Source organism: Pseudomonas sp. FDAARGOS_761, from assembly GCF_013343155.1.
Lineage (GTDB): Bacteria > Pseudomonadota > Gammaproteobacteria > Pseudomonadales > Pseudomonadaceae > Pseudomonas > Pseudomonas aeruginosa.
The window spans coordinates 4,399,631-4,418,072 of the sequence record NZ_CP054572.1 but is presented as its reverse complement, the minus strand read 5'-3'; the positions used below and the strand labels follow the sequence as shown (position 1 = coordinate 4,418,072).

Sequence of the window (18,442 nt, the reverse complement as noted above, 5' to 3'; positions counted from 1 at the left end):
GGCGACTCAGGGCGTAGCCAGCGGGCCTCGTGGCAGGCGCACCACCTCGAGGCCGTCGAGCCACTTGACGTGGCGCGGGCCGCTGCGCAGATCGCCTGTCGAGACCAGCGCCAGCGGGCCTTCGCCAGGATCCAGGGCGAGGCCGTTCTTCTGGTAGGCCACCAGGATCTCGTCGCCGGCCTCGCTGTTGTACAGCTCGCCCCAGGAAAACACCACGGCATAACCGTCCCTGGAACTGCGTGCGACCACATAGCTGCGCCGCGCGTCCTGGTGGCCGGGCATGTCCAGCCCGGCCTGGTCCAGCACGTCGCTCAGGCGCACCCCCCGGTACTCGCGCTCGGCGCCGACCTGGGCGCCGGACTGGCAGACCATCGCCAGCTTGCCGCTGTCTTGCGCCGGTAGCTGGCGTAGCGCGGTGAGGTCGAGGCGCAGCTCGCGCTGCACCGCGCCGTACACGTGCAGCGAGGCGTCCGCGGCGACGCCGAGGGCGGGCAGGGCCGTGCACAGGGCGGCCAGTGCGAGGCGTTTCAATAGCGGTATTTCATGCCGAGCCATAGGGTGCGTCCTTCTTCGATGAATCCTTCGTTGTAGGCGTATCGGCGATCCGCCAGGTTGTTCAGCGCCAGGCTCAGGGCCAGTTCGCGGCTGGCCTGGTATTCGCCATGCAGGTTGAGCAGCGCGAAGCCGGCGGCGCGCCGGCTGCCGCCGGTATCGCTGTAGGTCCGGGAACGGGCTTCGCCGCTGAGCACCAGGTGCAGCGGCTCCAGGGCTTGCCAGTCGGCCCAGGCGAACAGTTTGTGGCGCGGCAGGCCGGTGACCACGCCGGCCTCGCTGCTGCGCCAGTCGCTGTCGATCCAGCTGTAGTTGGCGCCCAGCTCCAGGCGCTGCGCAGGCCTGCCGCGCAGGCCCAGGTCGAGGCCCTGGTAGACGATCTCGCCGACATTGCGGTTCTGCGCCAGGTTCGGCCCGAGGTCGGTGGCCTGGATGGCATCGCGCACCCGGTTGTGGAACAGCGCGAGGTCCAGCGTGGTGTCCTGGCCGAAGGCGCGGCGGTAGCGCAGTTCGACCAGGCGCGCGCGCTCCGGGTCGAGGTCGGGGTTGACCAGCACGGTCTGGCCGACGGCGGGGCGGAAGGTGGTGTAGCGGTCCTTGAGGGTGGCGAAGCGGCTACGGTCGGCCAGGTTCAGCTGGACTTCGCTGGCTTCGTCGAGCGGATGCACCAGGCTCCATTGCCAGTTGAACGCCTCGGCGTCGTTGTCCGGGTATTCCTTCTCGCTGGTCCGGCCCTGGCGGTCGGTCTTGTACTCCCGTGCCTCCAGGCTTTCCCGCCAGTCGTAGCTGACCCCGAAGATCATCCGCGTGGCCGCGTCGAGGGCCCACTGGTATTCGCTGGAGAGCGACCAGGTGCGGTCTTCGAAGCGCCCCCAGGGTCCGCGGTCCTGGCGTTCGCGGTGGACGTCCTGCTTCCAGTGCAGGGCGAAGGCCAGGCTGTCGTCCTCGCGCAGGCCCTGGCTGAGTTCCACCCCGGCGCCGTCGGACCAGTCGTCGTACTGGCTGCGACTGCCCTTGCGGGCCTCCAGGTCGGCGCGACTGTTGTACTGCTCCAGGGTGTTCTGGAAGGTGTCGCGGTAGAGGCGCGTACGCAGGCGCGTGCGTTCGCCGAGCTGGGTGCTGGAGTTGAAGTACAGGCCTTCCTTGTTCCAGTCCGGCCAGCGCCAGTAGCGGCTCTGGAACGACGGATCGCTGCCGGCGTAGGGTGGCGACTGCTTGTCGCCGTCCTGCTTGAAGTAGGTCAGCACGTATTCGTCGCTGGCATTGGGCGTCAGGCCCAGCTTCAGGGTGCCGCGGGCGTCGCGGCTGGCCGAGTTGGCGCGTTCGCCGTGGCTACCCAGGTCGTCGCTGTCGCGCAGGCCGCCGGGGAGGGCGCGGGCGTCGCGGTCGAGCCAGGCGCCGCTGGCCTGGAAGAAGCCCTGGCGGCCCTTGCCGCCGAGGGAGAAATCCGCCGCCCGGCCGACCCGCCCTGCGTCGCGCGCCCAGCCCTGGCTGAGGCCGAAGCCGGCCTCGAAGGGGCGGGTCGGGCGACGGGTCGCCAGGTTGATCGCCCCGCCGAGCATGTTCGGCCCCTGCAACAGCGAGGCGTAGCCCTTGGACACTTCGATGCCGGCCAGGTCCGAGGTGAGGAAGCGGCCGAGGTCGATGTTGCCGTCGTAGGGCACGTAGACCGGCACGCCGTCGATGAACAGCGGCACCTGGCGCGAGTCGAAGCCGCGTACGCTGACCTGGCGTTCGTTGCGGTTGCCGCCGCCTTGCAGGTAGACGCCGGGGAGGGTGTTCAGCGCCTCGCCGACGTCGCGGCGGTCGAAGCGCTGGAAGTCTTCGCGGGCGACGCTGTCCGGCGGGCTGAGGGAATTGCCCCAGGTGCTGACTTCCATGTCGGGAAGCGCGATCGGCGTCTCCGCCTGGGCAGTGGCAGCGCCCAGCAGGGACAGTGCCAGGCTGGGGACCAGCCGGTTGGAAAGAAGGTTTTGCATGGTAGCGGCGATCTCGTTATGTATTTTTTTACATAACGATCTATGAAATATTCATCAGGGTAAATACCCATTAAGAGCAATTCGGAATTATTTATCTATATAGCGAATTCGGAAGGGCGGCGGCGGGACGAAAAAATCCCCGCGGCATGAGCGTGACGCGGGGATCCAGGCGTAAATAGAGCCTTAACCGTGATAGCTGAAATGGAGCAAGGGGTGATGTCTGCGTAGCGGAACACCTCGCGGGTGGCTGTGTATGGCTCAAGACTAAGTCCCGCGGGCCGGCGGGCCTATTCCTCGAAGGAGGTAAGGAGGGGTAGCGGAGGAGGGACAGCGATTGACGATGTATACTTTTTGGTCCAGATTGGACGAAAAGTATAAAGGCGGATCACCGTCTGTTTCCCGCCCGGGCCGCGGGCGCACCTTCGTCACCCCTGGAGTCGTCCATGATCAAGTCGCTGAACACCAAGAACCTGCTGGGAGGCCTGCTGCTCGGCGTGCTCGCCAGCGGATCCGCCGTCGCCGCCGATGGCAACCTGCGAATCGGCATCGAGGCCGCCTACCCGCCGTTTTCCTTCAAGACCGCCGAAGGCGAACTGGCCGGCTTCGACTACGACATCGGCAACGCGCTGTGCGCGCAGATGCAGGTGAAGTGCCAGTGGATCGAGCAGGAGTACGACGGCCTGATTCCCTCGCTGAAAGTTCGCAAGATAGACGCCGCGCTGTCCTCCATCACCATCACCGAGGAACGGCGGCGCTCGGTGGACTTCACCCACAAGTACTACTTCACGCCGGGCCGCCTGGTGATGAAGGAAGGCGCCCAGCTCGACGACAGCTTCAGCCAGTTGGCCGGCAAGCGCATCGGCGTGCAGCGCGGCGCTACCGCCGACCGCTTCGCCAGTGCGGTGCTGGCCAAGGCCGGTGCCGAAGTGGTGCGCTACACCAGCCAGGACGAGATCTACCTGGACCTGGTGGCCGGCCGCCTCGACGCCACCTTCGCCGACTCCATCCCGTTGCAGACCGGCTTCCTCGATACCCCGCGCGGCAAGGGCTACGCCTTCGTCGGGCCGGAGTTCAAGGACCCGAAATACTTCGGCGAGGGCGCCGGGATCGCGGTGCGCAAGGGGGACGCCGAGCTGGTCGGCAAGCTCAACGCGGCGATCGACGCGATTCGTGCCGACGGGACCTACAAGCGCATCGAGGGCAAGTACTTCAAGAGCGACATCTACGGCGACTGACCGCTCGCCGGCGGCGGCTGCCGTCAGTCGCCGCCTTCCTTCAGCTCCTTGAGGTGCTTGTAGACCGTCGCCCGGCCCATGTTCAGCACGTTGGCCACATAGTTGGCGGCGCTCTTGCCCTTGAACGCGCCCTCGGCGTGCAGGGCCAGGACCAGTTCGCGCTTGTGCTCGCGGGTGAGCAGGTTCAAGCCGAGCTGGCGCTGCCGCAGCCAGCCGTGCAGGAAGGTGTTGATGCGCTCCTGCCAGTCGTCGCGGAACAGCGCGTCCGGTTGCGGGATCAGCTTGCTCGGCGAGAGGAACAGGTCGAGCGCCGCCTTGGCGCTCTCGAACAGGCTGATATTCAGGTTGATGCACAGCACCGCCAGCGGCTGGCCGGTGGCGTCGCGCAGCACGGTGCTGACCGAGCGGATCTTCTGCCCGTCCCAGTTGAGCTTCTCGTAGGGACCGATGTTGCGCTCGTCGCTATCGCCTTCGAGCATGTCTTCCAGCGCCGAGTCGTCGCCGACCTCGCGCTTGGACAGGTTGTTGGCGATGTAGTCGACCCGCTGGCTGCGCAGGTCGTGCAGGACCACTTCGGCGTGGGGGAAGAACAGGGTGGCGATGCCGTCGGCGATCGCCCGGTAGTTCTCCAGGCTGGGGTCTTGGCTCGGGCTCATGCGCAGGAACTCTCGTGGGACGGTGGGCGAGGCGAGTGTGCCGCAAACCCGCCGCCGGGTCATCAGGGAGACAGGCGGCGCGGCGACAGCATCGCCTCGTCCAGGCCGTGCTCGCGCAGGTGCGCCGGCAGCGGCTGGTGGCGGATCAGCGCGGCGCTGGCCTCGCCCATCGCCGCCGAGGTCTGGATACCGTAGCCGCCCTGGGCGGCGACCCAGAAGAAGCCTTCCGCATCGGCGGCGTAGCCGGCCACCAGGTCGCCGTCGGCAACGAACGAGCGCAGCCCTGCCCAGGTGTGTTCCGGGCGGCGAATGGTGAGGGTGGTGGCTTCTTCGATCAGGTACATGCCGGTGGCGATGTCCAGTTGCTCGGGCTGTACGTCGTGGGCCTCGACCGGATCGGCGTTGGCCGGCGAGCCGAGCAACATGCCGGCGTCCGGCTTCAGGTAGAAGGATTCGTCGAGGCTGACCAGCATCGGCCAGTCGTGGCAGTCGATGCCCGGCGGCGGGGCGAAGATGAAGGCCGAGCGGCGCTTGGGCTGCAGGCCCAGAGGGCGGACGCCGGCCAGCCCGGCGATGGCGTCGCACCAGGCGCCTGCGGCGTTGACCAGCACCGCGGCGCGGTAGCTGCCGGCGTCGCAGCGGACTTCCCAGGCGCCGTCGACCCGGCGGATCTCCAGCGCTTCGTGGTTGCACAGGACCTGCCCCTGGTTGCGGCGGATGCCGCGCAGGTAGCCCTGGTGCAGGGCGTCGGTATCGATGTCGGCGCCGGTGGGGTCGTAGGTGGCGCCGAAGACCTTGTCGCGACGCAGCACCGGCACGATCGAGCAGGCCTGTTCCGCGTCCAGCAGGCGCATCTGCGGCACCAGCGCCTTGCCGCTTTCGTATTGACGGCGGAGTTCTTCCGGATCGTCGCTGAAGTCGACCACCATTTCCGGACGCGGGCTGAGCAGCGGATGCTCGCAGAAGCCGGCCGGCGGGTTGTCGAAGAAGGCCCGGCTGGCGGCGGTGAGCGCGCGCACCTGGGGTGTGCCGTAGGCCACCGTGTAGTGCGCGGCGGAGCGGCCGGTGGAGTGGTAGCCGGGCTGCGCCTCGCGCTCCAGCACCACGACCCGGCCGTGGGCCGACAGCCAGTAGCCGGTGGATGCGCCGGCGATGCCGGCACCGATGACGAGGTAATCCGCTTCGATCATGCTGCTCTCCTGCATCGCGCGATCAGCCTGCCTGGCGCAGGCGGTAGAGGGCGTTGGCCAGGGCTACGTCTTCCAGGCCCAGGCCGATCGAGCGGAAGAACGCCGGGCGCCGGTATTCCGGACGTGGCGCCTGGCCGCCGAGCAGCTCGGCGAGGTCGCCGCGGATCGCCTCGGGGCTCCAGCCATGCTGTTCGGCGGCGATCAGCATCTCGCCGGCGGAGCCTGGGGTGGTGTGCCGGTAGTCGCAATAGACGTCCATGGCCGCCAGGCTTTCCGCCGGTACCTCATGGGCGCGGGGCGCGTTGGTGCTGATCGAGGTGACCAGCGCCGGGCGCTCGAGTTGGCGCGGGTCGATCACCGCTCGGGCCGAGGAAGTGCAGAGCAGGATCACATCGGCTTCGTCCAGCGCTTCCTCCAGACTGCCGGCGGCTTCGGCGCGCGGGTCGATGGCGCGCAGGCTTTGCAGGCGGCGCTCGTCCAGGCTCGGCGAATGGACTCGCACGCCCTGCCAGTCACGCAGGCCCTTCACGTATTGCAGGTGGGCATGGGCCACCGGTCCGCTGCCGATCAGAGCCAGGCGGCCGGCTTCGGCCGGAGCCAGGGCATCCACCGCCACCGCGGTGGTGGCGGCGGTGCGCGCGGTGGTCAGCCGGGCGGCATCGCAGAGCAGCAAGGGCTGGCCGGTCTGCATCGACATCAGCAGGGTCCAGGCGGTGACCAACGGGCCCTGTTCGCGGACGATGTAGGGCGAAGTCTTGACCCCGTAGACCTGTTCCTGGGCGAGCACGCCGAGGTAGTTGATGAAGTCGCCGCGACCGGCGGGGAACTCCACCAGTTGCTGGGCCGGCTGGAGCGCCTGGCCGGCGGCCAGGTCGAGGAACAACTGGCGCATGGCCTGGAGGACGTCGATACGGGCGAGCAGTTGCTCGGCTTCGGCCTGCTGGACGATCAGGGGAGTGGCGGCGCTCATGCGATCTCCGGAATGGATGTAAACAATTTGTCCATTCTGGACTTTAAGGTATTGCCGGGCAAGCGCCGACCCGTCTCGATGACCGACGGCGGCACCTGCGTGTCGCAGAAACGAAAAAGGCGAAGCCGGATGGCTTCGCCTTTTTTCTCCACGCCTGCGTTCAGTGCTTGCGCGGTACCGGCTTGAGCAGTTCGGCCGGCGGCATCTCGCAGGTGATCTTGCGGCCCAGCAGTTCTTCGATCGGCGGCAGGGCGAAGGCATCGTCCTCGCCAGCGAAGCTGATCGAGGTACCCGAGGCGCCGGCGCGGCCGGTACGACCGATACGGTGCACGTAGTCGTCCGGGTCTTCCGGCAGGGTGAAGTTGATCACATGGCTGATGCCGTCGATGTGGATGCCGCGGCCGGCCACGTCGGTTGCCACCAGGACGCGGATCTTGCCTTCGCGGAAGCCTTCCAGGGTGCGGATGCGCTTGTGCTGCGGCACGTCGCCGGACATCTGGGCGGCGCTGATGCCGTCCTTGGTCAGGCGTTCCTCGATGCGGCGGACTTCGTCCTTGCGGTTGGCGAAGACCATCACCCGTTCCCAGTTGTTCTGCGCCACCAGGTTGTACAGCAGCTTGTACTTGTCGCTGCCGGCCACGGCGTAGACATGCTGCTCGACGGTATCGCTGGCGACGTTCTCCGGCTCGATCTCGACGATCGCCGGATCGACGGTCCACTGCTTGGCGAGGTTCATCACGTCGTCGGTGAAGGTCGCCGAGAACAGCAGGGTCTGGCGTTCGCCCTTGTGCGGGGTCTGCCGGATGATCTGCCGGACCTGCGGGATGAAGCCCATGTCGAGCATGCGGTCGGCTTCGTCGAGGACCATCACCTCGACCATGTCCAGGTGCACCTCGCCGCGCTGGTTGAAGTCCAGCAGACGGCCGGGGGTGGCTACCAGGATGTCGCAGAAGCGCGCTTCCAGCTGCTTGAGTTGCTTGTCGAAGTCCATGCCGCCGACGAAGGTCATCACGTTCAGCCCGGTGTACTTGGTCAGCGCCGCGGCGTCCTTGGCGATCTGTACCACCAGTTCGCGGGTCGGGGCGATGATCAGCGCGCGCGGCTCGCCCATGTAGCGCTCTTTCGGCGGCGGGGTCTGCAGCAACTGGGTGATGATCGAGATGAGGAACGCGGCGGTCTTGCCGGTGCCGGTCTGTGCGCGGCCGATGGCGTCCTGGCCGCGCAGGGTGAAGCCCAGTACCTGCGCCTGGATCGGGGTGCAGTAGGGGAAGCCGAGGTCATGGATGGCGTGCATCAGGCTCGGGGCGAGGTTGAAGTCGTGGAAGCGGGTCTTGCCTTCCTGCGGTTCGACCACGAAGTCTTCCAGCTTCCAGTTGTCCACCGGCTTCGGCTTGCGTTCGCGGCGCGGCTTGTCGCTGCGCGGCTTGGCGTCCCGGCCTTCTTTGGCGGCGGGTTTGGCGGGCTTTTCGCCTTTCTCGGTCTTTTCAACGGCGCGCGGGGCGCCGGACTCGTTGTCGGCGCGCGGGGCGCGCGGTTTGCGTGGGCGTTTCTCGGTCGGCTTTTCGCCGGTGGGGGCGGTACCTTTCGCGGTAGCGCCGGCAGGGCCTTGCGGGACCGGGGAGGAACCGCTCTGCGGCTGGGTTCCGTCGGCCTTGCCGAAGATTTTCTTGAGTGCTTTGAGCACGGCGATCTCGTAGTGGTTAAGGAATGAACGGGCGCCAGTGTAAAGCATGTTGCCAGCGGGGAGAAATCCATGCTTGGCCGGCGCCTTCCAGGCCTGGCCGGACGGGGCCTGGAGGGGGCTGCGCGAAGCTCCCGGGGCAGCCTCCGGGAGGGCTCGTGCGCGCGACCGGCGGCGCGCTACAAAAAGACAACGGTAGGGCGGCGACGGGGGTGGCATCTTCGGGACGGTGCCGGAGCGATCCGGCGAGTGTCCGCCCACTCACCAACGGAAGAACAAGAAAACCATGAATCCGTCCCCATCGATCGCCGGGCTGAGCGATATCGAAGCCCTGGAACGCGTGCCGCTGGAACAGCGCGACCTGCCATCCAGCACCTACGAACTGTTGCAACGCTCGGCCCAGCGCCACGGCCAGCGTATCGCCCTGAGCTGCCTGCTGCATGGCAGCGCCGCCGAAGAACCGTTGCGGATCAGCTATGCCGAGCTGTTCGCCCGCGTCACCCAGACCGCCAACGCCTTGCACCGGCTGGGCCTGGAAAGCCACCAGGCGGTGTCCTTCCTGCTGCCCAACCTGCCGCAGACCCACTACGTGATCTGGGGCGGCGAGGCCGCCGGGATCGTCAATGCGATCAACCCGCTGCTGGAGCCGGAGCACATCGCCGAGCTGATCCGCGCCTCCAACACCCGGGTGCTGGTGACCCTGGCGCCGTTCCCCGGCACCGACCTGTGGCAGAAGGTCGCCGGCCTGCGCGCGCAGCTGCCGGAGCTGTACGCGATCGTCGTGGTCGATCCGGCCAACCTGTTGCCGGCGCCGCAGCGCGAGGCGCTCAAGGCCCAGCGCGGGCCGCTGCCGGAGGGCGTGCTGGACTTCGATACGCTGATCGCCGACTGCCCGGCAGACCGCCTGGAGAGCGGACGGGCGATCCATCCGGACGACGTCGCTTCCTATTTCCACACCGGCGGCACCACCGGCACGCCGAAGCTGGCGCCGCACAGCCACTTCAACGAGGTGGCGATGGCCGAGATCATGGGCCTGAACGCCGACTACGGGGTGGACGACGTGCTGCTCTGCGGCCTGCCGCTGTTCCACGTCAACGGCGTGATGGTTACCGGCCTGGCGCCCTTCCATCGCGGCGCCCAGGTGCTCCTGGCCGGGCCCCAGGGCTACCGCAATCCGACCCTGATCCAGGACTTCTGGAAGCTGGTGGAGCGCTACCGGGTCACCAGCTTCAGTGGCGTGCCGACCATCTACGCGGCGTTGCTGCAGGTCCCCAGCGATGGCCGCGACCTGTCCAGCCTGCGTTTCGCCCTGTGCGGCGCGGCGCCGATGCCGGTGGAGCTGATCCGCCAGTTCGAGGCGCGTACCGGGCTCAAGGTGATCGAAGGCTACGGCCTCACCGAAGGTACCTGCGGCACCAGTTGCAACCCGCGTGGCGGCGAGCGCCGGCCGGGTTCGATCGGCCTGCGCCTGCCGTACTGCCAGGTGAAGGTCGCGGTGCTCGACGGCGAGGGCAATTACCTGCGCGATGCCGCGCCGAACGAGGTGGGCAACCTCTGCCTGAAGGGCCCGACGGTGTTCAAGGGCTACCTGCAACAGGACCGGAACCGCGATATCTGGATCGGCGATGGCTGGTTCAATACCGGCGACCTCGGTCGTATCGACGAGGACGGCTACATCTGGCTCACCGGGCGCAGCAAGGACCTGATCATTCGCGGTGGCCACAACATCGACCCACAGATGATCGAAGAGGCGCTGCACCGGCATCCGGCCGTGGCCCTGGCGGCGGCGGTGGGCAAGCCGGACGCCAAGGCCGGCGAGCTGCCGGTGGCGTATATCCAGCTCAAGCCCGGCGCCAGCGCCAGCGAGGAAGAGCTGCTGGAACACGCCAGCCGCCACGTACCGGAGCGCGCGGCGGTGCCCAAGGATGTCTGGCTGATCGAGAGCATGCCGGTCACCGCGGTGGGCAAGACCTTCAAGCCAGCGCTGCGCCTGGACGCGATCCGCCGGGTGCTGGAGGAGGAAAGCCGGAGGATCGCCGAGGATATCCGCGTGGAGGTGGTCGCCGACGAGCGCCACGGCCAGCTCGCCCACCTGCACGTTCCCGCGCTCGACGAAAGACGCCGGGCGGCGCTGGAAGAGCTGCTCGGCGGCTACGCGCTGAACTACCGGCTGCACGCCGTCTGAGAGAAGCTGCGCGCGTCAGAGGCGCTTGCGCAGCCAGGCGCCGATGTCGTGGATTTCCTCCAGGGACACCTCGTGGCCCATCGGGTAGTCGTGCCAGTCCACCTCCACGCCCTGCGCCTGCAAGGCGTCATGGGCCGCGCGGCCGAGCGCCGGGTCGACCACGTCGTCCTGGCTGCCATGCAGGTGCAGGACCGGAATCCGCTTGTGGCGCTCGTCCAGCGCCAGGTCGTCGAAGGTCGGCGCGTAGGTGGATAGCGCCAGCACCCCGCCGAGCGGCTGGGCGTAGCGGCGGAAGGCGGTATGCAGGACCACCGCGCCGCCCTGGGAGAAACCGGCGAGGATGATCCGCTCGGCGGCGATGCCCTTGGCGCGCTGTTCATCGATGAGGGCGATGACCTGGTCGGCGGAGGCGTTCAACTGGTCTTCGTCGATCGCCCGCGCCGGACTGAAGGCAAGGATGTCGTACCAGCTCGGCATGACCCAACCGCCATTGACCGTCACCGCCTGGCTCGGCGCCTGGGGGAGGATGAAGCGGGTGCTCGGCAGGACCACCTGCAGGGCTTCGGCCACCGGCTTGAAGTCGGTACGGTCGGCGCCCAGGCCGTGCAGCCAGATGATGCAGGCGTCGGCATTCGGGGCATCGAGGATCAGGGGTTCGCTCATAACGGCTCCAGGCAGGGGGCATATGCGTTCGGAATGGGAGGACCATTCGACAACAGGCGCTTTCCCGCTCGCAAGTCGGCCAGATTGTCGCAGATCATGCATTCGCCAATTTCCCGCGGATGCGCTTTGCTAAGGGAAGTGCGCCGGGCACGCCGTTCGTCGCCCGCCGCCGTCGCACCGCCGGCTGCCCCTGCCGGTGCCGCGGCGCTTGCGGTTACAGTGCGGCGACCGGCCCGGGAAGCGACCGGCGCGGGGCCGGCGGTTCACCCAGGGGCGGCGAAGGGAGTGGCGAACAGATGACAATAATGAAAGGTACCTGGCTGCTGCTGGCCGCCGTCTGCCTCGGCGCCAGCGCCACGGCCGAGGCCGGTGCGACGCTGGATGCGGTGAAGCGCAAGGGCTACGTGCAGTGCGGCGTCAGCGACGGCCTGCCGGGGTTCTCCTACGCCGACGCCAAGGGCCGTTTCAAGGGGCTCGACGTCGACATCTGCCGGGCGCTGGCCGCCGCGCTGTTCGGCGACGCCGAGAAGGTGCGCTTCACCCCGCTGTCCGCCACCGAGCGGTTTTCGGCGTTGCAGTCCGGCACGGTCGACCTGCTGTCGCGCAACACCTCATGGACCAGCTCGCGGGATACCGCGCTGGGCATCCACTTCACCGGCGTCACCTATTTCGACGGCCAGGGCTTCCTGGTCAATCGCAAGCTCGGCGTGTCCAGCGCCCGCGAACTGAAGGACGCGACGGTGTGCATCCAGTCCGGCACCACCAACGAGCTGAACGTGGCGGACTACTTCCGGGCCCACGGCATCCGCTACAAGGCGGTGCTCGACGACAGCTACGAGAAGAGCGCCCGTGCCCTGGAGGCGGGGCAGTGCGACGTGCTCAGCTCCGACCAGTCGCAGCTCTACGCCCAGCGCCTGAAGCTGGCCAAGCCGGACCAGTACGTGGTGCTGCCGGAAGTGATCTCCAAGGAGCCGCTCGGCCCGGCCGTGCGGCAGGGCGACGAAGCCTGGTTCAACATCGTCCGCTGGACCCTGTACGGCCTGCTCAACGCGGAGGAGCTGGGGGTCACCTCGAGCAACGTCGAGCGCCAGGCCAGGGACAGCCGCAACCCGGACGTCGCCCGCCTGCTCGGCAGCGAGGGCGACGCCGGCAAGGACTTGCAACTGCCGCGCGACTGGGTGGTGCAGATGGTGCGCCAGGTCGGCAACTATGGCGAGATCTTCGCCCGCAACGTCGGCGACGGCAGCCCGCTGAAGATGCCGCGCGGCCTCAACGCGCAATGGAATCTCGGCGGCCTGCACTATGCGCCGCCGATCCGCTGACCGGCGGGGGGCTGGCTGAACTCTCGCCAGCACCGACAATCCGATAACAGACAGACGCACCGGTGCCGGTGCACTATAGAGCGACGCGTCATGCCGAACACCGAACAAGAGAATTGCCCGTGAACCTATCGATGACTCCCATCAACAAAGCCAAGGCCTGGGGCGTCCACGCCGTCACCGCCAGCGGCGTGATCCTGGCCTTGCTGGCCCTGCTCGCGCTGGTCGACAACAAACCCCAGGCCTGCCTGCTCTGGCTTGGCCTGGCCCTACTGGTGGACGGCCTCGACGGCACCCTGGCGCGCAAGTACGAAGTCAAGGAAATGCTGCCGCATTTCGACGGCTCGGTGCTCGACCTGGTGATCGACTACCTGACCTACGTGTTCATCCCGGCCATCTTCATCTACCGCTACATCCCCCTGCCGGAGCATTTCGAACTGCTGGCGGTGGGCGTGATTCTGGTTTCGTCGCTGTTCTGCTTCTGCAACGTCAACATGAAGAGCACCGACAACTACTTCGTTGGCTTCCCGGCCGCCTGGAACGTGGTGGCGGTGTACTTCTACGTGCTCGACCTGCACCCCTGGGTCAACCTCGTCACGGTGCTGGTGCTGGCCGCCCTGACCCTGACCCGGATGAAGTTCCTCCACCCGTTCCGCGTGCGCCAGTTCATGCCGTTGAACATCGCGGTGACCTTCGTCTGGCTGATCAGCAGCGGTCTGCTGATCGTCCAGCAGCCGGCCGATCTGCCGATCCTGCTCGGCCTGTGGTTCGCCGCCTCGGCCTATTTCGTCGGTATCTGCCTCTGGCGCAGCGCCCGCGAGTGGTTCGGCTGAAACGACCCGGCGCGACGGCGTTCCCGCCTGGGGACGCCTGGCAAGTCCCTCTCATCGCAAGGAACCCCGCATGGCCCACCCCAACGCCGAACTGATCGAGCGCTTCTACCAGGCCTTCCAGCGCCTCGACGGCGAGGCCATGGCGGCCTGCTACGCCCCCCAGGCGACCTTCCACGACCCGGCCTTCGGCGAACTGCGTGGGCGCGAGGTGGGCGACATGTGGCGCCTGCTGACCAGCCGGGCGCGGGACTTCCGCCTGGACTACGCGAACGTCCGCGCCGACCAGAACGAGGGGCGTGCGCAATGGGTGGCCCACTACCTGTTCACCCAGACCGGGCGCAGGGTGGAGAATCGCATCGAGGCCCGTTTCCGCTTCGCCGACGGTTTGATCGTCGAGCATCGCGACCAGTTCGACCTGTGGCGCTGGAGCCGCCAGGCGCTTGGCGCCAAGGGCCTGCTGCTGGGCTGGGCGCCGCCGGTGCAGCGGGCGATCCGCGGGCAGGCGCGCAAGGGCCTAGCCGCCTACCAGGCTGCCCATCCGGCGGCCGGCTGAGGCTGTCGGTGGCCGAAGCGCGGATAATCTCCTAAGCTCGCCGCGGACAACCCGCAGGACGCCGCGATGATCACGCTCTTCCAGTTCCCCGCCGCATTCAACGTACCCAATGCCAGTCCCTACTGCCTGAAACTGGAAACCTGGTTGCGCCTGGCCGGCCTGGAGTACCAGGTGAAGGTCGTCAGCGACCCGCGCAAGGCGCCCAAGGGCAAGCTGCCCTACGTGCGTATCGAGGGCGAGGCGATCGGTGACAGCGAGATCGTCATCCGTACCCTCGGCGAGCGCTACGGGGTCACTCTCGACGCAGGCCTGGATGCCCGGGGCAAGGGCTGGGCACGGGCGATCACGCGCCTGTGCGACGAACACCTGTACTACCTGATGCTGTATTTCCGCTGGTTCGACGAGGACAGCTGGCGCGTGCTCAAGCCGGTGTTCTTCGGCTCGCTGCCATTCGGCGTGCGCGACGCGGTGGCCTGGGCCATGCGCCGCAAGGTCCGCGCTACCCTCAGGGCGCAGGGACTCGGGGTCCACGGCAGGGACGAACTGCTGGCCTTCGCCCGCGACGACCTCGATGCCCTCGACGGCCTGCTCGGCCAGGTCCCGTACTACGGCGGCGAACATCCGTGCAGCGCCGATGCCGCCGCTTACGGTATCCTCGCCAACCTCATCGAGGCGACCCTGGATACCCCGCTCAGCCATGTGGCGCGAGGCTATCCGCGCCTGGTGGCGTATTGCGAGCGGATGCGGGAGCGGGTCTGGAGTGAGTGAGGCGACGGCCGCCACGGCGGCGATCGGGAAGTGTTGGTCGGTCTACCTGGTGAGGGCGGAAAACGGCGCGTTGTACTGCGGCATCAGCGACGATCCGCTGCGCCGCTTCGACACTCATTGCAGCGGCAAGGGCGCGCGGTTCTTCCATTCCAGCCCCGCCCGCGCGCTGGTCTACGTCGAGGCCTGCGCCAGCAAGGGCGACGCCCTGCGCCGCGAGCGGGCGATCAAGGCCCTGAGCAAGCGCGCCAAGGAGCGCCTGTTGGTCGGCGTACCGGTGTTGCGCGAGGTCGGCGAGCCGGCAATCTAGGACGTTCATCTGCGGTCATGGGGTATTCGTGGGTTACCTGAAGAATCATTGGTGGAAACGCTGGATCCGCCGCCGCGGCTGCAAGCTGGCCGGCGGCCCGGCCAGTGTCGGCAAGCGCACCACGCTGGTGCTCGAGGAGCGGGTCGAACTCGGCCACCTGCGCATCGTCCCGCCGAGGCTGGAGATCGGCGCCTACAGCTATGTGCGCAGCGGCACCGACCTGTCCCTGGTGGCGTCCATCGGGCGTTTCTGCTCGATCGGCTCGGACTGTTTCATCGGCCAGGAAAAGCACACCCATCCCAGCGACTGGGTGAGCAGCCACCCCTTCCAGCACACCGGCACCGCGCTGCGCTACGAGCCGGCGCTGAGCTACGCGGAAATCGGCCACGACGTCTGGATCGGGCACAGCGCGATGGTGATGGAAGGTGTCAAGGTCGGGACTGGGGCGATCATCGCCACGCGCGCCGTGGTCACTCGCGACGTGCCGCCCTATGCCATCGTCGCCGGGACTCCGGCGCAGGTGATCCGCTACCGGCATCCGCCGGAGATCATCGAGGGCCTGCTCGCCTCACGCTGGTGGGAGCTGGATAGCGCCTTCCTCACCGGCCTGCCGCTGGACCGACCCCGGGAGTTCCTCGCCGCCCTGGAGGCGCGCGAGGCGCCGCGTGCGGCGTACCGGCGGATGACCATCACCCGCCAGGGGTGCCGGCTGGATTGAGCGCGCCCATCGCCAGGCCCATCGGGCCAGGCGATGGGGCGCCCTTCATGTCCCGGATTGTCATAGGCGTGTTTTCTCAGCCGCGCTAAGCTGGTGCCTCACATCCGCCCGGAGGCGCCCATGTCAGAGCTGATCCTGCATCACTATCCCACTTCGCCCTTCGCCGAGAAGGCGCGCCTGCTGCTCGGTTTCAAGCAACTGTCCTGGCGTTCGGTGATGATTCCGCCGGTGATGCCCAAGCCGGACCTGGTGGCGCTGACCGGCGGCTATCGGAAGACCCCGGTGTTGCAGGTCGGCGCCGATGTGTATTGCGATACCGCGTTGATCGCCCGTCGCCTGGAGCAGGAAAAGGCGGTTCCGGCGCTGTTTCCCGAAGGCCAGGAGATGGTCGCCGCGAGCTTCGCCCAGTGGGCCGACGCGGTGCTGTTCCAGCACGCGGTAAGCCTGGCGTTCGCCCCGGAGTCCATCGCCGTGCGTTTCGGCAAGCTGCCGCCGGAATTCCTCAAGGCCTTCATGGCCGATCGCAGCCAGCTATTCAGCGGCGGCAGCGCCGGCCGCCTGCCGCTGGAACAGGCGCGCCACCAGTGGCCGGCATTCATGGCGCGACTGGAGCGCCAGTTGTCGCGCGAGGACGGCGATTTCCTGTTCGGCGAAGCGTCCGTCGCCGACTTCGCCGTGGCGCACTGCCTGTGGTTCCTCAAGGGCACGCCGGTCACCGCGCCGCTGGTCGACGATTACCCGCAGGTGCAGGCCTGGTTGGGACGGGTGCTCGGCTTCGGCCATGGCGCGCCAGCCGAGATGAGTGCGGAGGAAGCCCTGGAGGTGGCTCGCGGCAGCCAGCCCGCGGCATTGCCGGACGAATCCTTCAGCGACCCCAACGGTTTCCTGCCCGGCCAGGCGGTCGCCATCGCCGCCACCGACTACGGTGTCGACGCGGTACAGGGCGAACTGCTCTTCGCCGGCAGCGAGGAACTCATCCTGCGCCGCGAAGACCCGCGGGCGGGTACCGTGCATGTGCATTTCCCGCGCCTGGGCTTTCGCATCGAGGCGCGTTGAGGCATGCCGGCGGAGACCCCGCCGCTGCGGCCGGACGCCGATCCGCCGCAGTGCGCGTTGCCCGAGGCGAGGCCGGACCGCGACGCCGGCACCAAGCTGCGCGCCGCAGTGCTCGGTGCCAACGATGGCCTGGTGTCGAACCTGTGCCTGGTGATGGGCGTGGCGGGTGCGAGCATGGCGCATTCGTCCATCGTCCTCACCGGGATGGCCGGACTGGTGTCCGGGGCCTGTTCGATGGCCCTCGGCGAGTGGCTGTCGGTGACCAACGCCCGCGAGATGGCGAGCAAGCGCATCGCCGAGGAAGAACGCCTGCTCAGGCTCTGCCCGAACACCGAGACCCAGGAACTGATCGATATCTTCACTGCCAAGGGGCTGAGCGAGGTGTCCGCCCGGCGCGTGGCCCTGCAACTGATGAACGACGGTCGTGGCGCGTTGGACACCTTGTCCCGCGAGGCCCTCGGCATCGATCCGACGGAGTTGGGCGGCAACCCGTGGAACGCGGCGGGCACGTCGTTCCTGCTGTTTTCCCTTGGCGCCCTGGTGCCGGTGGCGCCGTTCCTGTTCCTCGACGGTGCCGCGGCGCTGGTCGCAAGCCTGCTGTCCAGCCTGCTTGCGCTGCTGTTCAGCGGCGCGGTCACCGCCCGTTTCACCGGGCGGCCGCTGGCGTTCTCGGCGTTGCGCCAGGTGCTGGTCGGTACCCTTGCCGCGGCCTTCACCTATGGGTTGGGCACCGCGCTCGGCGTGGGCCTGGGCTGAAAGTCCTTCGCCTGCGGGGGACTCCGTTTTACACTGCGACACCCGGCCGGCGTGGCCGGGAACAGGAAAAACCGACCAGGGAGTGGCCATGAACGCCTACGACATCGAAATCGTCAACGACGCCGCGCACGCCGGCGAAGCCAACCACGGCTGGTGCTTCGGCCTGCCGCCGGGCATCCGTCCGGAGCAGTGGCCGCTGGATCCGGACACCGGCTATCCGCTGATGCACGGCTTCACCCTGCTGCTGCCGGAGGACTACCGGATGCATGGCCCGGAGATCGTCGCGCTGAGCTTCTTCTCCCTCGCCCCGGACCAGAACGACGGTGGACCGACCAGCGTCGACGGCATTCGCGAGATGCTCATCGATCCGCCCGCGCAACCGCCGGCCGAAGCGGAACTGCGGCCGTTCTGGGAGGCCGGGCGCAATAGCCATCCGCGTCTGCACCGGATGGAGGACATCCTCGGCGGTGCCTATGCGTTGATCCTGCTCGACGCCGCTGAATTCAGCGGCGCGCCCTGCCAGCCGCCGGCGCTGCCGGCGGGCAACCCGCTGCTGGCGCAGACCGAGCCGCCGCAGTGGCTGGAGGCTGGTTCGGCGGCTAGCTTCGTGCCGGACTGGGCGGAGGACGACTACTACCTGCTGCGCGCCCTCGGTGGCCGCCCGGCGGCCGGCCACCAGCAGCGCTACCCGCTGCGCTGGACGGCGCGGGCGCAAGACCCCAACGCCGGGGTGGTGCCCAGCGAATACGGCGACGGCGGCTACCAGCTGCCGCACTACTGGCAGGACGGCAAGATCGAGCGCGACAACTACCGCGAGCATCCCTGGGTGGAAGGGCACCTGCCGAACCATATCGGCGGCACCATGCGTCCGGTGCAGGGTGTGCCGGAGATGAGTCCCTTCTACGTAGAGTTCGAGGAATACCTGGGCGGCTACAACTTCGGCGGCGGCAACGCCCAGCTCGATTTCCGCGACATGCGCTTCGACTGGGCCTGCGGCTGAGGAGGGAAAGGGAGCGCCGGC

18 protein-coding genes are annotated in these 18,442 nt (G+C 68.0%); 11 read left to right on the top strand and 7 right to left on the bottom strand.

What is annotated here, in order from left to right; translation table 11 throughout:
• Positions 1 to 6: 6 nt before the first annotated feature.
• The gene (locus tag FOC67_RS20530; protein ID WP_003092946.1) at positions 7 to 531 is read right to left on the bottom strand and encodes a molybdopterin-dependent oxidoreductase; all 525 of its coding nucleotides are present in this window, start codon (positions 529 to 531) and stop codon (positions 7 to 9) included.
• Positions 528 to 2,531 (bottom strand): TonB-dependent siderophore receptor, encoded by a 2,004-nt coding sequence (locus tag FOC67_RS20525; RefSeq protein ID WP_003129557.1) that lies wholly within the window; start codon positions 2,529 to 2,531, stop codon positions 528 to 530. The genes FOC67_RS20530 and FOC67_RS20525 overlap by 4 nt, the downstream gene beginning before the upstream one ends.
• Before the next feature lie 443 nt (positions 2,532 to 2,974).
• Between FOC67_RS20525 and FOC67_RS20520 the strand changes: the two genes are divergently transcribed.
• Positions 2,975 to 3,766 (top strand): ABC transporter substrate-binding protein, encoded by a 792-nt coding sequence (locus tag FOC67_RS20520; RefSeq protein WP_003118292.1) that lies wholly within the window; start codon positions 2,975 to 2,977, stop codon positions 3,764 to 3,766.
• Positions 3,767 to 3,789: 23 nt separating this feature from the next.
• On the opposite strand, the gene dauR is transcribed toward FOC67_RS20520, so the two are convergent.
• From dauR to rhlB, 4 genes are all read right to left on the bottom strand, one after another.
• Positions 3,790 to 4,422, bottom strand: a complete 633-nt coding sequence (gene dauR, locus FOC67_RS20515) for a transcriptional regulator DauR (protein WP_009313430.1) — start codon at positions 4,420 to 4,422, stop codon at positions 3,790 to 3,792.
• Positions 4,423 to 4,484: 62 nt separating this feature from the next.
• Entirely contained in the window at positions 4,485 to 5,612 is a 1,128-nt protein-coding gene (dauA, locus tag FOC67_RS20510) for an FAD-dependent catabolic D-arginine dehydrogenase DauA (protein WP_003122058.1), read from the bottom strand.
• A 22-nt stretch (positions 5,613 to 5,634) separates the two neighbouring features.
• Entirely contained in the window at positions 5,635 to 6,582 is a 948-nt protein-coding gene (gene dauB, locus FOC67_RS20505; protein ID WP_009313431.1) for an NAD(P)H-dependent anabolic L-arginine dehydrogenase DauB, read from the bottom strand.
• Positions 6,583 to 6,742: 160 nt separating this feature from the next.
• The gene (gene rhlB, locus FOC67_RS20500; protein WP_031627518.1) at positions 6,743 to 8,266 is read right to left on the bottom strand and encodes an ATP-dependent RNA helicase RhlB; all 1,524 of its coding nucleotides are present in this window, start codon (positions 8,264 to 8,266) and stop codon (positions 6,743 to 6,745) included.
• Between the two features lie 283 nt (positions 8,267 to 8,549).
• On the opposite strand from rhlB, the gene FOC67_RS20495 reads away from it, so the two are divergent.
• Positions 8,550 to 10,448 (top strand): acyl-CoA synthetase, encoded by a 1,899-nt coding sequence (locus tag FOC67_RS20495; protein WP_003129568.1) that lies wholly within the window; start codon positions 8,550 to 8,552, stop codon positions 10,446 to 10,448.
• A 15-nt stretch (positions 10,449 to 10,463) separates the two neighbouring features.
• Here FOC67_RS20495 and FOC67_RS20490 read toward each other — a convergent pair whose 3' ends face one another.
• On the bottom strand, positions 10,464 to 11,111 hold the full coding sequence (locus tag FOC67_RS20490; protein WP_004355695.1) for an alpha/beta hydrolase: 648 nt from the start codon (positions 11,109 to 11,111) through the stop codon (positions 10,464 to 10,466).
• Positions 11,112 to 11,407: 296 nt separating this feature from the next.
• Between FOC67_RS20490 and FOC67_RS20485 the strand changes: the two genes are divergently transcribed.
• The 9 genes from FOC67_RS20485 to FOC67_RS20445 all read left to right on the top strand — a co-directional run bounded on the left by FOC67_RS20485 (position 11,408) and on the right by FOC67_RS20445 (position 18,421).
• Positions 11,408 to 12,433 carry an amino acid ABC transporter substrate-binding protein gene (locus FOC67_RS20485; RefSeq protein ID WP_003092927.1) on the top strand — a complete coding sequence of 342 codons (1,026 nt, stop codon included), beginning with the start codon at positions 11,408 to 11,410 and terminating at the stop codon, positions 12,431 to 12,433.
• Between the two features lie 113 nt (positions 12,434 to 12,546).
• Complete coding sequence (gene pcsA, locus FOC67_RS20480; RefSeq protein ID WP_003129573.1) at positions 12,547 to 13,263, top strand: phosphatidylcholine synthase; 717 nt, start codon at positions 12,547 to 12,549, stop codon at positions 13,261 to 13,263.
• Between the two features lie 70 nt (positions 13,264 to 13,333).
• Positions 13,334 to 13,816 (top strand): nuclear transport factor 2 family protein, encoded by a 483-nt coding sequence (locus FOC67_RS20475; protein ID WP_003092923.1) that lies wholly within the window; start codon positions 13,334 to 13,336, stop codon positions 13,814 to 13,816.
• 66 nt (positions 13,817 to 13,882) lie between these two features.
• Complete coding sequence (locus tag FOC67_RS20470; protein ID WP_003092922.1) at positions 13,883 to 14,584, top strand: glutathione S-transferase C-terminal domain-containing protein; 702 nt, start codon at positions 13,883 to 13,885, stop codon at positions 14,582 to 14,584.
• Positions 14,577 to 14,891 (top strand): GIY-YIG nuclease family protein, encoded by a 315-nt coding sequence (locus FOC67_RS20465; protein WP_003119275.1) that lies wholly within the window; start codon positions 14,577 to 14,579, stop codon positions 14,889 to 14,891. The genes FOC67_RS20470 and FOC67_RS20465 overlap by 8 nt, the downstream gene beginning before the upstream one ends.
• 28 nt (positions 14,892 to 14,919) lie before the next feature.
• Entirely contained in the window at positions 14,920 to 15,609 is a 690-nt protein-coding gene (locus FOC67_RS20460; protein WP_003105028.1) for a CatB-related O-acetyltransferase, read from the top strand.
• A 120-nt stretch (positions 15,610 to 15,729) separates the two neighbouring features.
• Complete coding sequence (locus FOC67_RS20455; RefSeq protein WP_003092916.1) at positions 15,730 to 16,665, top strand: glutathione S-transferase family protein; 936 nt, start codon at positions 15,730 to 15,732, stop codon at positions 16,663 to 16,665.
• A 3-nt stretch (positions 16,666 to 16,668) separates the two neighbouring features.
• Complete coding sequence (locus tag FOC67_RS20450) at positions 16,669 to 17,421, top strand: VIT1/CCC1 transporter family protein (RefSeq protein ID WP_003105033.1); 753 nt, start codon at positions 16,669 to 16,671, stop codon at positions 17,419 to 17,421.
• A gap of 88 nt (positions 17,422 to 17,509) precedes the next feature.
• A complete protein-coding gene (locus FOC67_RS20445) occupies positions 17,510 to 18,421 on the top strand; it encodes a hypothetical protein (RefSeq protein ID WP_009313433.1) in 912 nt (303 codons plus the stop codon).
• The last annotated feature ends 21 nt before the right edge of the window (positions 18,422 to 18,442 follow it).